Annotated in this window: 12 protein-coding genes and 1 pseudogene; 7 read left to right on the top strand and 6 right to left on the bottom strand. The window is 58.7% G+C overall.

From position 1 onward, the window contains the following. The first annotated feature begins 36 nt into the window (after positions 1 to 36). From cyoA to ACI512_RS30020, 6 genes are all read left to right on the top strand, one after another. Entirely contained in the window at positions 37 to 978 is a 942-nt protein-coding gene (gene cyoA, locus ACI512_RS30045; protein ID WP_043205874.1) for a ubiquinol oxidase subunit II, read from the top strand. A gap of 3 nt (positions 979 to 981) precedes the next feature. Continuing rightward, positions 982 to 3000: a cytochrome o ubiquinol oxidase subunit I gene (cyoB, locus tag ACI512_RS30040; protein WP_015885813.1), complete on the top strand. Its 2019-nt coding sequence runs from the start codon at positions 982 to 984 to the stop codon at positions 2998 to 3000. Positions 3001 to 3003: 3 nt separating this feature from the next. After that, positions 3004 to 3630, top strand: a complete 627-nt coding sequence (locus tag ACI512_RS30035) for a cytochrome o ubiquinol oxidase subunit III (protein ID WP_010206435.1) — start codon at positions 3004 to 3006, stop codon at positions 3628 to 3630. Beyond that, positions 3630 to 3971 carry a cytochrome o ubiquinol oxidase subunit IV gene (cyoD, locus tag ACI512_RS30030; protein WP_010206434.1) on the top strand — a complete coding sequence of 114 codons (342 nt, stop codon included), beginning with the start codon at positions 3630 to 3632 and terminating at the stop codon, positions 3969 to 3971. The genes ACI512_RS30035 and cyoD overlap by 1 nt, the downstream gene beginning before the upstream one ends. An 11-nt stretch (positions 3972 to 3982) precedes the next feature. Continuing rightward, on the top strand, positions 3983 to 4870 hold the full coding sequence (gene cyoE / locus ACI512_RS30025) for a heme o synthase (RefSeq protein WP_015885812.1): 888 nt from the start codon (positions 3983 to 3985) through the stop codon (positions 4868 to 4870). A 159-nt stretch (positions 4871 to 5029) separates the two neighbouring features. Then, entirely contained in the window at positions 5030 to 6124 is a 1095-nt protein-coding gene (locus ACI512_RS30020; protein ID WP_236379698.1) for a pyridoxal phosphate-dependent aminotransferase, read from the top strand. 59 nt (positions 6125 to 6183) lie between these two features. Here ACI512_RS30020 and ACI512_RS30015 read toward each other — a convergent pair whose 3' ends face one another. The 4 genes and pseudogenes from ACI512_RS30015 to ACI512_RS30000 all read right to left on the bottom strand — a co-directional run. After that, positions 6184 to 6903 carry a hypothetical protein gene (locus ACI512_RS30015; protein WP_064055169.1) on the bottom strand — a complete coding sequence of 240 codons (720 nt, stop codon included), beginning with the start codon at positions 6901 to 6903 and terminating at the stop codon, positions 6184 to 6186. Positions 6904 to 6918: 15 nt separating this feature from the next. Continuing rightward, positions 6919 to 7074, bottom strand: coding sequence for a hypothetical protein (locus ACI512_RS30010; protein WP_231809101.1), 156 nt, complete (start codon positions 7072 to 7074; stop codon positions 6919 to 6921). Between the two features lie 43 nt (positions 7075 to 7117). Further along, positions 7118 to 8371 carry an aspartate aminotransferase family protein gene (locus tag ACI512_RS30005; protein WP_405121475.1) on the bottom strand — a complete coding sequence of 418 codons (1254 nt, stop codon included), beginning with the start codon at positions 8369 to 8371 and terminating at the stop codon, positions 7118 to 7120. Between the two features lie 89 nt (positions 8372 to 8460). Beyond that, positions 8461 to 8763 (bottom strand): annotated as a pseudogene (locus ACI512_RS30000) (LysR substrate-binding domain-containing protein); the annotation flags it as partial. Between the two features lie 171 nt (positions 8764 to 8934). Here ACI512_RS30000 and ACI512_RS29995 point away from each other — a divergent pair. Next, positions 8935 to 9963 carry an amino acid ABC transporter substrate-binding protein gene (locus tag ACI512_RS29995; protein WP_046035205.1) on the top strand — a complete coding sequence of 343 codons (1029 nt, stop codon included), beginning with the start codon at positions 8935 to 8937 and terminating at the stop codon, positions 9961 to 9963. 12 nt (positions 9964 to 9975) lie between these two features. On the opposite strand, the gene ACI512_RS29990 is transcribed toward ACI512_RS29995, so the two are convergent. Both ACI512_RS29990 and ACI512_RS29985 read right to left on the bottom strand, forming a co-directional pair. Then, positions 9976 to 10986 (bottom strand): sensor domain-containing diguanylate cyclase, encoded by a 1011-nt coding sequence (locus tag ACI512_RS29990; RefSeq protein WP_236379700.1) that lies wholly within the window; start codon positions 10984 to 10986, stop codon positions 9976 to 9978. A 191-nt stretch (positions 10987 to 11177) separates the two neighbouring features. Next, the gene (locus ACI512_RS29985) at positions 11178 to 11486 is read right to left on the bottom strand and encodes a helix-turn-helix domain-containing protein (RefSeq protein WP_236379701.1); all 309 of its coding nucleotides are present in this window, start codon (positions 11484 to 11486) and stop codon (positions 11178 to 11180) included. Positions 11487 to 11555 lie beyond the last annotated feature (69 nt).

The raw sequence follows: 11555 nt of genomic DNA, 5'->3' as shown, positions 1-11555 counted from the left end.
CAACTGCATTGCGCAAGCTGCTTTAGAGGTCGTGAGATGAGTAAAAACAGGTACCCCCGATTACTAGGCTTTTTGCCGCTGCTGGGCATGATGTTAATGCTGGGAGGCTGCAAGTGGACCTTGATGGACCCAAAAGGACAGATCGGTCTGGATCAACGAAACCTGATCATCACCGCCACCCTGCTGATGCTGTTGGTCGTGGTGCCTGTGATCATCATGACCTTCGCCTTCGCCTGGAAATACCGCGCGTCGAACACCAACGCGACCTACGCGCCGAAGTGGTCGCACTCCACCAAGATCGAAATCGCGGTGTGGCTGGTTCCGATCCTCATCATCATCGCCCTGGGTTACATCACCTATAAGTCGACCCACGAGCTGGACCCGTACCGTCCGCTGGAGTCCGACGTCAAGCCGATCAACATCGAAGTGGTCGCGCTGGACTGGAAGTGGCTGTTCATCTACCCGGACCTGGGTATCGCCACCGTTAACCAGATCCGCTTCCCGGAAAACACCCCGCTTAATTTCCGGATCACCTCCGACGCCGTGATGAACTCGTTCTTCATCCCTGCCTTGGGCGGTCAGATCTACGCGATGGCAGGCATGCAGACCCGACTGCACCTGATCGCCAACGAAAAAGCTGAAATGGAAGGCATCTCCGCGAACTACAGCGGCGCTGGCTTCACCGGCATGAAATTCAAAGCCATCTCGACGAGCCAGGAAGATTTCAACGCCTGGGTAGCCGAAGTCAAGGCCGCACCTAAACAGCTTGATCAAGCTGAATACGACGCCCTGACCAAACCAAGCCAGAACAACCCAGTCGCCCTGTACTCCACGTATGAGCCGAACCTGTTTCAGAAAATCGTCGACAAGTACGAAGGCATGAAACCAGGCAAGCCGGTCAAGCACGAGAAGAAAGAAGTGGCCGCGGTTGAAGGTTCTGACACGGGCTCGCATTCAACTGCTGGGGCAGAGGAGTAAACGATGTTTGGTAAATTAAGTTGGGATGCGGTCCCGTTCCACGAGCCGATTGTGATGATTACCATCGCCATGATCGCGCTGGGTGGTCTGGCACTGTTTGCAGCAATCACTTATTTCAAGAAGTGGACCTACCTGTGGACCGAGTGGTTGACGTCGGTCGACCACAAGAAAATCGGTGTCATGTACGTCATCGTGGCCATGGTCATGCTGCTGCGTGGTTTTGCCGACGCCATCATGATGCGTACCCAGTTGGCCATGGCCACCGAGGGTTCGCCTGGCTACCTGCCACCTGAACACTATGACCAGATCTTCACCGCCCACGGTGTGATCATGATCATTTTCATGGCGATGCCATTCTTCACCGGCCTGATGAACCTTGCCTTGCCGCTGCAGATTGGCGCCCGTGACGTTGCCTACCCGTTCCTGAACTCCCTGAGCTTCTGGCTGCTGGTTTCCGGCGTTGTGCTGATCAACGTGTCCCTGGGTGTCGGCGAATTCGCCAAGACCGGTTGGGTTGCGTATCCGCCATTGTCGGGCCTGCAATACAGCCCTGGCGTGGGTGTGGACTACTACATCTGGGCGCTACAGTTATCAGGACTCGGGACGACACTGACGGGGGTCAACTTCCTGGCCACCGTCCTGAAAATGCGCGCCCCTGGCATGAAACTGATGGACATGCCGATCTTCACCTGGACCTGCACCTGGGCCAACGTCCTGATCGTGGCTTCGTTCCCGATCCTGGCCGCTACCATGGCGCTGCTGTCGCTTGACCGTTACCTGGATTTCCACATTTTCACCAACGAACTTGGTGGCAATCCAATGATGTACGTGAACCTGTTCTGGGCATGGGGTCACCCTGAGGTGTACATCCTGATCCTGCCAGCGTTCGGTATCTTCTCCGAAGTGATCTCGACCTTTACCGGCAAGCGCCTGTTCGGTCACCACTCGATGGTTTACGCATCGGGCGCAATCTCCGTACTGGGCTTCATGGTGTGGCTGCACCACTTCTTCACCATGGGTTCGGGGGCCAGCGTCAACGCCTTCTTCGGCCTGGCGACGATGCTGATTTCCATCCCGACGGGGGTGAAGCTATTCAACTGGCTGTTCACCATCTACCACGGCCGTCTGCGCATGACCAGCCAGGTCCTGTGGACCCTGGGCTTCATGGTGACCTTCGCCATCGGCGGCATGACCGGCGTACTGCTGGCCATCCCGGGTGCTGACTTCGTCCTGCACAACAGCCTGTTCGTGATCGCTCACTTCCACAACGTGATCATCGGTGGTGCGGTATTCGGTTACATCGCTGGTTTCAGCTTCTACTTCCCGAAAGCGTTCGGCTTCAAGCTGCACGAAGGCTGGGGCAAGGCTGCATTCTGGTTCTGGATCTCGGGCTTCTTTGTCGCGTTCATGCCGCTCTATGCACTGGGCTTCATGGGCATGACCCGTCGTCTGAACGCCACCACCAACCCTGAGTGGGTGCCGTACCTGTACGTCGCCATGTTCGGTGCAATCATGATCGCTGTGGGTATCGCCTGCCAGTTGATCCAGCTGTACGTGAGCATCCGTGACCGTAAGCAGAACGCTTGCGACTCCGGCGACCCATGGAATGGCCACACCCTGGAATGGTCGACCTCGTCGCCACCACCGTTCTACAACTTCGCCGTGATCCCGACTGCGAACACCATTGATGCGTTCACCGAAGCCAAGGAAGACGGTACTGCGTACCAGCGTCCTAAGCACTACGAACCGATCCACATGCCAAACAACACCGCCACTGGCGTGGTGATGGGTGCGCTGTTGACCGTGTTCGGTTTCGCGATGATCTGGCACATCTGGTGGCTGGCAATCGTGGGCCTGGTGGGCACCATCGGTTACTTCATCGTCCACGCTGCACGTGATGATCAAGGCTACATGGTGCCGGTCGAAACGATCGAACGCATCGAAGCCGAGCAACACGCTCGTCTGGTCGCCGAGAAGAAAATCCCGGCCAACCGTGTAGAAACCTCGTTGGAACAGGCTTAAACCATGTCGAACTTAGTGACCAATGCTGGACACGCCCATGTCGATGACCATGGGCACGATGACCATCACCACGACTCGGGGCCGATGACCGTTTTCGGTTTCTGGCTCTACCTGATGACCGACTGCATCTTGTTTGCGTCGATCTTCGCGGTGTACGCGGTACTGGTAAACAACGTAGCGGGTGGCCCGTCGGGCCACGACATCTTCGAACTGCCTTACGTGCTCGGCGAAACCGCCTTGCTGTTGTTCAGTTCGATCACCTACGGCTTCGCCATGTTGGCCTTCTACAAGGGCAACAAAAAAGGCGTACTGAGCTGGTTGGCACTGACCTTCCTGTTCGGCCTGGGCTTCATCGGCATGGAGATCAACGAGTTCCACCTGCTGATCTCCGAAGGCTACGGCCCGCACCGTTCCGGTTTCCTGTCGGCGTTCTTCACGCTGGTCGGCACCCACGGTCTGCACGTAACGGCCGGCCTGCTGTGGATGGCGGTGATGATGTATCAGGTCAATAAACACGGCCTGACCAACACCAACAAGACTCGCCTGAGCTGCCTGAGCCTGTTCTGGCACTTCCTGGACGTGGTCTGGATCTGCGTCTTCACCGTTGTTTACCTGATGGGGACTCTGTAATGGCTAATGCACACTCCCATGACCATGACAGCCATGATGCGAGCCACGGCAGCGTTAAGTCTTACGCTATCGGCTTCATCCTGTCGGTAATCCTGACGCTCATCCCGTTCGGTCTGGTGATGTACCCGACCCTGCCGAAGTCGATCACCTTGATGATCGTATTGGCGTTCGCGGTGATTCAGGTGCTGGTTCACCTGGTGTACTTCCTGCACTTGGACCGCTCTAAAGAGCAGCGCGATAACGTGATTGCGTTCGTGTTCGCAGGCTTAGTAATCCTGCTGCTGGTTGGCCTGTCGATATGGATCATGTTCAGCATCCATACGTTCATGATGGCGAAGTGAGGTAAGACCCGATGTCGCTTAAGCACTTTATCCAAATCACCAAACCGGGGATCATTTTCGGTAACGTGCTTTCTGTGGCGGGCGGTTTCTTCCTGGCCTCCCAGGGACATGTCGATCTGGCCATCTTCCTGGCTGCGATGATCGGTACGTCCCTGGTGGTAGCTTCCGGTTGTGTATTCAACAACTGCATCGACCGCGATATCGACATCAAGATGGAGCGCACCAAGAATCGTGTGCTGGTCCAGGGCCTGATCTCCCTGAAGCTGGCACTGATCTTCGCAACCGTCCTGGGTGTTGCCGGCGTGGTGTTGTTGTACAAGGTGGCCAATCCGTTGGCGGCGTTGTTTGCCGTGATCGGCTTTGTCATCTACGTCGGCCTCTACAGCCTGTACCTCAAGCGCAAGTCGGTTCACGGCACGCTGGTGGGCAGTCTGTCGGGGGCGATGCCGCCGGTGATTGGTTATGTGGCTGTGACCAATAGCTTCGACATGGCTGCGCTGGTGCTGCTGGTGATGTTCAGCCTGTGGCAGATGCCGCATTCCTACGCCATCGCGATCTTCCGTTTCAACGACTACCTGGCTGCGTCGATTCCGGTATTGCCGGTCAAGCGTGGCATCCAGGTCGCCAAGAAACACATCCTGCTGTACATCCTGGCCTTCCTCGTGGCGACCTTGATGTTGACCTTCAGTGGCTACGCCGGCATGAGCTACCTCGCCGTCGCGGCGGCCATGGGCATGTACTGGTTGTACATGGCCTGGACCGGCTATAAGGCGGTGGACGACACCGTCTGGGCCCGCAAGCTGTTCGTGTTCTCGATCTTCACCATCACCGCGCTCAGCGTGATGATGTCCCTGGATTTCCAAGTGCCGAAAGAGCTGTTGCTGACCTACGCTCACTGAGTGGTCTGGCAGTGAAAAAGCCCCGCCTTCGAGAGAAGCGCGGGGCTTTTTCTTGGGCGCGGGTTTAAATCTGCGCAGGTTTATCTCGTCATACCCCTCTGTACGAGTTGTGCGAATCCATCGCCCGTCTACCAGGACGTCTTTACAAGGAGTAGCCCTATGGTCACCGTCAGTCGCCGGTCCCTTCTCGCCTTGGGCGCAGCCCTGCCAATGCTGGGGCGCTTGGATTGGGCCGTTGCCAGCCCACCGCCGACCAAGACTGACAAGGTGCTGCTCAACTACAACGAAAGCCCCTACGGGCCCTCACGCGCCGCCCGTGACGCAATGCAGCAAGGGATCGCCACGTCCGGGCGTTATCCCTACAAACACATGTACGCCCTGGCCGGGTTGTTTGCCCAGCAGCAAGGCATTGCCGAGGAGCACGTGGCCGTTTTCGCAGGCTCGATGGCCGCGTTGCGTTATGCCGTGCTGGCATTCACCAGCGAAACCCGTGGCCTGGTAATGCCCACGCCGTCTTACGAAGTGCCGCGCCAGGCCGCCGAGTCGAGCAGGGCGCCGGTGAAGGAGGTCAGCCTGAACGCCGACCACGCCCACGACATCCCGGCCATGCTCGCCGCCGATCCACAGGCCGGCATGCTCTACCTGTGCAACCCCAACAACCCCACGGGCACCGTGACTCCCATCGACGCCATCCGCCAAGCCTTGGCGGATAAACCCAAAGGCAGCGTGCTGGTGGTGGACGAGGCCTATATCGACTTCGCCGACGTGCCCAGCGTCGTCAGTTGGGTCAAGGACCACGACGACCTGCTGGTGCTGCGCACCTTCTCGAAAATCTACGGCATGGCCGGCGCTCGCTTGGGCTTGGCGATCGGCCACCCGGCGCTGTTGGAGCGGCTGGCCGTGTTTGGCGGCGACAACGTCCCGGCGGGCTGCACCCTGCTCGGCGGCCTCGCCAGCCTTGAAGATGTGAAACTGCTGCCGCAACGCAAGGCGCTCAATAACCAACTGCGCGACGAGACGGTAGCCTGGCTGAAAGGGCGTGGGTTCACCTGCACGGCCTCCCAGGCGAACTGTTTCATGATCGACGTGAAACAACCGGCGGCGCAGGTGATCGAGAAACTGGCCGCGCAAGGCGTGCTGATCGGACGGGTGTGGAAAGACTGGCCGCAGTGGGTGCGGGTGACGGTAGGGAACAAGCGGGAGATGGAGCGGTTTCGCGAAGTGTTTGCGGCGCAGATCGAACCGATCAACTGACACAACACCGTTCAAACTGTGGGAGGGGGCTTGCTCCCACAGTTACTCCGTGGTGTCAGTTACTGCTGAGCGATGCTGTACCCCTCAAACGCCGTCTGCTGCTGCAACGCAGTGATCACGCTCTTGCGGCTCAACGGCTGCTCGGCGCCGGCGTTATCCACAAAGCTCTCCACCTCCAGCTCCGCTTCATCGCCTTCACCCACAAAGCTGAAGCCCAAAAACTCGAACGCCTCACGGTCAACGTTCAGCTTCGAGCGCGGCGTGCGCAACGGCAGGGTGACGCTGATGCCATCCTTGCTGATCACAAACACCTCGGCTTCTTTCTTGGGCCGTGACGCCTTGCTCTTGCCGGCGCTCGGGTTGCTGATGGCCTGGTGGCTCTGGTTCAGCACCTTCAACGCCAAACCGTAGACCAACTCCTGAAACTCGGGGTCGTCCTTGAAGCTGGACAGGATGCGACTGATGGAAAACTGGCTGCTCAGGTTTTCCAGGGCGGCGTTGTCCGCGGCTTCTGCATCCTTGAGTTGCTTGAGCTGGCCCATCAGGTCATAGGCCTTGTCGTCGTCGAAGGCGTCGTGGGCCTGGCGGATCGCCACGCGCAGCTCGCGGATCTGGTCGCTTTCCTTGGAGGTGTGGAAAGCGTCCAGCACCATCTCGCTGATGATCTTGGCGGCCGGCACATGCTGTGAAAGATTGATGGCGTTTTCGTACTCGGCTTTGGACTGCAAGGCGATTACGGATTCTTCGGGGGCGGATTTTTCGGTGTAAGAATCGGACATTGAAATTTCACTACTTCAGTAAACGAGGACAAAAAAGCGTCGCGCATTTTCAGCGCGCAGGGGGATCAGGTCAAGGCAGCACAATGCCCTCAACTGGCGGGCGACGGCATCGCCTGCCACAACGCCAAGCAACCCAAGGCGATGGCCGGCGGTTTGCCGATCGGCGTTCATGAGACATTCCCGTCGGGCAGGGCGGCAAACCCGTCGATAAGCGTTACGAGTCCAACTGCTTGAAGCAGGCCTCGAGGAGATCCAGGCCTTCCTCCAGCACCGCCGGCTCGATGGTCAGCGGTGCCAGCAAACGGATGATGTGCCGCGCCTTGCCGCTGGGCATCAGCAGCAACCCGGCGTCCCGCGCCAGGCTCAATAATTGAGCCAGCTGTTTTGGCGCTGGGGTGCCATCGGCGTTGGCCAGCTCGATACCGCGCATGGCGCCGACGCCGGTGAGCCGGCCGAGGTAGGGTGTCAGGCCCTGTGCGCGCCAGGTTTCATAACGGCGGACGATGGCCTCTTCCTGTTGTGAACCCCAGGTTTTCAAGTGCTCATCGGTCATTGTATCCAGCGTGGCCGAGGCCGCCGCACAGGCGATAGGGTTGCCGGAATACGTTCCGCCCAGGCCGCCTTTGGGCAGGTTGTCCATCAGCGCCTTGCGTCCGACGACTGCGCCCAGCGGCACACCGCCCGCGATGCTTTTACCCAACAGGATCAAGTCCGGTTCGATACCCAGGCGCGAGAACGCGAAACGTTGGCCGGTACGACCAAAACCCGACTGGATTTCATCGGCAATCAGCAGGATGTCGTGCGCATCGCAAAAGCGCCGCAGGGCCTGGGCGAACGCGATGTCCAGCGCAAGGAAACCCCCTTCGCCCTGCACCGGCTCGATGATGAAACACGCTACGTCGTTGACGTCGATTTCCACGCAGAACAAACGGTCCATGGCCTTCAGCGCTTCGGCGCAGGTCACGCCGTTGTCGGCGCTGGGGTAGGGCAGGTGATACACCGGGCCCGGCAGTACACCGACCTTTTGTTTGTAGGGCGCCACCTTGCCGTTGAGGTTGAGCGTGGCCAGGGTGCGGCCATGGAAGGCGCCGTCAAAAGCGATCACCGCCGTACGGCCGGTGGCGCCGCGCACAATTTTCAGCGCGTTTTCCGCCGCTTCCGCGCCGCTGTTGGTGAGCATGCCGCTGACCGCGTAGTCCACCGGGATGAACGCCGTCAGGCGATCCATCAGCTCGAGGTAGGGCGTGTGAGGCGCGGCGTTGAACGCGTAATGGGTCAGCCGGGTCGCCTGTTCACGAATTGCCTCGACCACGCCAGGGTGACAATGGCCGAGGTTGAGCACGCCGATACCGCCGACAAAATCGATATAGCGTTTGCCCGAAGTGTCCCAGACCTCGGCGTTTTTACCGTGGCTGAGGCTGATGGGGTGAACGATGGAAATCGACTGGCTGATGGTTTCGCGGCTCATGAATCGGGGACTCGGCTGTGACGGGTTTGTTTTTATCTAAGCCGGGTGCCCGCCCTTGTCGCAAACGAAATAAAATCGCCGGGTCATTATTAAAAGTCGGGATGTGCTCGGGTGTATTCCACCATCCAGTTCAGGAAAGCGTTCACCTTGGGAATCTCACCGGCATGTTCGGCATGCGCAATAAAGTGCGCGCCGAAAGCATCGCTGCGCTCGGCGACGAAACCCGGTGCACACACCGGCACCACCGCCTCACGGAACAGCTCGATGCAAGTCGCCCCCGGCCATGAGCCCTGGCCGAAGAAAAACGCGATATCGGCCTTGGCCTGCAACACGTCAAAAGGCTCCAGCTCGTTGCGCACATCCAAGTGAATGTTCGGATGTTTCGCCGCAAAACGAAGGGGTCAAGCGTTTTGAAATCATGCAGTTCATTCCAAATCGGAAGGAGCCTTTGCCTAAAGGTCGTTTGTGGCAGCGGTATAAGCCGTTGATACTGCCCGGCAGCACTATAAACCGGCGCGGGCTGTGGGGCGCCGAATAATAAGGAATGACAGGGAGAGCCTTGCATGAACCCATTCAAAACGACGTTGGCCGCGATCGGCGCCACCGCCGCCCTTGGCCTGGCGAGCACCGCTCAGGCAGGCGTGACCTTGGACGCCATCCAGAAAAAAGGCTTCATCCAATGCGGCGTCAGTGACGGGCTGCCGGGCTTCGGCGTACCGGACAGCAATGGCAAGATGACCGGCATCGATGTGGACGTGTGCCACGCGGTGGCGGCGGCGGTCTTCGGCGATGCATCGAAAGTGAAGTTTACCCAGTTGACCGCCAAGGAGCGCTTCACCGCGCTGCAGTCCGGTGAGATCGACGTGATCTCACGCAACACCACGTGGACCAGCTCCCGTGACTCGGGCATGGGCCTGGTGTTTACCGGTGTGACTTACTACGACGGCATCGGCTTTCTGGTGAACAACAAGTTGGGCGTCACCGGTGCCAAGCAATTGGACGGCGCGACGGTGTGCATCCAGGCGGGTACCACCACCGAACTCAATGTCTCCGATTACTTTCGTACCAATGGCATGAAGTACACGCCGATCACCTTCGACACGGCCGACGAAAGCGCCAAGGGCCTGGAGGCCGGGCGGTGTGACGTGCTGACCACCGACCAGTCGGGCCTGTACGCGCAGCGCATCAAGATGGCCCATCCGGACGAGTTCGTGGTGCTGCCGGAAGTGATCTCCAAGGAGCCGTTGGGGCCGCTGGTGCGTAAAGGCGATGACGAGTGGTTCAGCATCGTCAAGTGGACCCTGTTCGCCATGCTCAATGCCGAGGAAATGGGCATCACCTCGCAGAACGTCGAAGAGCAGGCCAAGACCACCAAGAACCCTGACATTGCACGCTTGCTGGGTGCCGACGGCGAATACGGTAAAGACCTGAAACTGCGCAAGGACTGGGTGGTGCAGATCGTCAAGCAAGTGGGCAACTACGGCGAAGTGTTCGAGCGCAATATCGGCCAGGGCAGCGTGCTGAAGATCAAGCGCGGGCTCAATGCGCTGTGGAACAACGGCGGCATCCAGTACGCGCCGCCGGTTCGATAGCCTTGCGGGGTGTTACACCGACACCCCGTCCTTTCCCGCAGCCTTTGCGCGATACAGCGCCTGGTCGGCGCGCATCATCAGGGCGGCGGGGGCTTCATGCGTTTTTCGCTGGGCCACGCCCAGGCTCAGGGTGACCTTGAAGTCACCACTCGGGAGGTTCTTCAACGTTTGCCGAATGCTCTCTGCCAATGCCGTTGCAACCTCCAGCGAGGTCTTTGGCAGGACCAGCACAAACTCATCGCCACCCCAGCGGGCCAGCAGGTCATCGGGGCGAATAGCGTGTTCCAGGCATTCCACCACCCGTACCAGCGTCTGGTCGCCCACGCCATGACCGTAACGGTCATTGATCGGCTTGAAATCATCGATATCCATCGCAATCAGTGAAAGCGGCAGGCGAAAGCGCTGGGCACGGTCACATTCTTCCAGCAGCACTTTTTCCAGGCGATAGCGATTGGCGACCAGGGTCAGTGCATCCCGCTCGGCCATTGAGCGGTTCTCGTCCAACTGAAGTTGCAACTGCTGATTGACCCGCGACAGCTCGTGCGTGCGTTCTGCCACCAGCGCTTCGAGGGATTGATTGCGTCGTTCCAACTGTTCGACGGAACATTTTCTGAGATGAATATCGCGGTGGGCGCCCACCATGCGCGCCACGGAGCCGTCAGCATTACGGGCAATCACGTAGCCCCGGTCTTCGATCCACAGGTAGCTGCCATCTTTTTTGCGGCAACGGTACTCGGCTTGATAGTGGGGCGCCCGACGGTGAATGTAATCGTCAAACAGCTTCATCACCTGAGGATAGTCCTCCGGGTGAATCACGTTTTCCCAAGTGAACACGCTGTTCTCCAGCGCATGGCGGGGATAGCCGAGCATTTCGTACCACCCTGGGTTGCGGTAGACGAACCCGGTATTGGCGTTCCAATCCCAGATTCCATCGCTGACCAACTCCAGGACGGTGTGCAGCATGTCGGCGTTGAAGTGAGAGAAATCTTGCCTCAACGGAGTGTTGTCGGAGGTATCGTCCATCTGCGCATTCCTTGCGGGGGCAGGCGTCAAGGCCTGCCATTGTTGACGCCGATACTCCGTGGCTGGCGCTACTGTACAACGGGGCTTGGATGCTTTGAATAGGGCAGATGTACGGCTAAAGGTTGATGGCTTTTGGCTATTGCTGCATTTTTGTAGATGTGTTTCCCGGTATCCAAGGGTCACGCTGTGTTTCAGTTTATCGAGAGCCTTGCGTCTGAATCAGGTACAAGCCGAACTTCTACCCGTTGGCCCAGTGCCCGTGCTGCACTTGCCAGAGTGGCCAATGTCATGCCTGCATCGTTCTGATCGAGTGCGCGATCTACGGCGGTGCGGCTGGTATGCATACGTTCAGCCAGCGCTTTTTTGCTGATTTTCTGCGCCTTCATCGCTTCAGCCAACTGCCAGGCGATAACACGTTTCAACGCTCCGGCGGATACTTCCTCAATGAGCCCGTCGTCGTTGAGAAAATCGTCGAAGTTGGAACCGATATGTTTGTTCATGTGGTTTTCCTCATAGCTTGTTTTTACGACGCTGCGCGGTATCCCGCTCTACCACAGGCGTTTTCTGGC

Source organism: Pseudomonas petroselini (assembly GCF_045037875.1).
Classification (GTDB): domain Bacteria; phylum Pseudomonadota; class Gammaproteobacteria; order Pseudomonadales; family Pseudomonadaceae; genus Aquipseudomonas; species Aquipseudomonas petroselini.
This window is presented reverse-complemented; position numbering and strand designations above follow the sequence as displayed.

What these genes read in the sequence shown, in the direction of transcription:
- ACI512_RS29990 (WP_236379700.1), bottom strand. Translation starts at nt 10,986, where the DNA reads ATGGACGATACCTCCGACAACACTCCGTTGAGGCAAGATTTCTCTCAC.
- cyoA (WP_043205874.1), top strand. Translation starts at nt 37, where the DNA reads ATGAGTAAAAACAGGTACCCCCGATTACTAGGCTTTTTGCCGCTGCTG.
- ACI512_RS30035 (WP_010206435.1), top strand. Translation starts at nt 3,004, where the DNA reads ATGTCGAACTTAGTGACCAATGCTGGACACGCCCATGTCGATGACCAT.
- ACI512_RS30015 (WP_064055169.1), bottom strand. Translation starts at nt 6,903, where the DNA reads ATGTCCGATTCTTACACCGAAAAATCCGCCCCCGAAGAATCCGTAATC.
- cyoB (WP_015885813.1), top strand. Translation starts at nt 982, where the DNA reads ATGTTTGGTAAATTAAGTTGGGATGCGGTCCCGTTCCACGAGCCGATT.
- ACI512_RS30010 (WP_231809101.1), bottom strand. Translation starts at nt 7,074, where the DNA reads ATGAACGCCGATCGGCAAACCGCCGGCCATCGCCTTGGGTTGCTTGGC.
- cyoE (WP_015885812.1), top strand. Translation starts at nt 3,983, where the DNA reads ATGTCGCTTAAGCACTTTATCCAAATCACCAAACCGGGGATCATTTTC.
- cyoD (WP_010206434.1), top strand. Translation starts at nt 3,630, where the DNA reads ATGGCTAATGCACACTCCCATGACCATGACAGCCATGATGCGAGCCAC.
- ACI512_RS29995 (WP_046035205.1), top strand. Translation starts at nt 8,935, where the DNA reads ATGAACCCATTCAAAACGACGTTGGCCGCGATCGGCGCCACCGCCGCC.
- ACI512_RS29985 (WP_236379701.1), bottom strand. Translation starts at nt 11,486, where the DNA reads ATGAACAAACATATCGGTTCCAACTTCGACGATTTTCTCAACGACGAC.
- ACI512_RS30005 (WP_405121475.1), bottom strand. Translation starts at nt 8,371, where the DNA reads ATGAGCCGCGAAACCATCAGCCAGTCGATTTCCATCGTTCACCCCATC.
- ACI512_RS30020 (WP_236379698.1), top strand. Translation starts at nt 5,030, where the DNA reads ATGGTCACCGTCAGTCGCCGGTCCCTTCTCGCCTTGGGCGCAGCCCTG.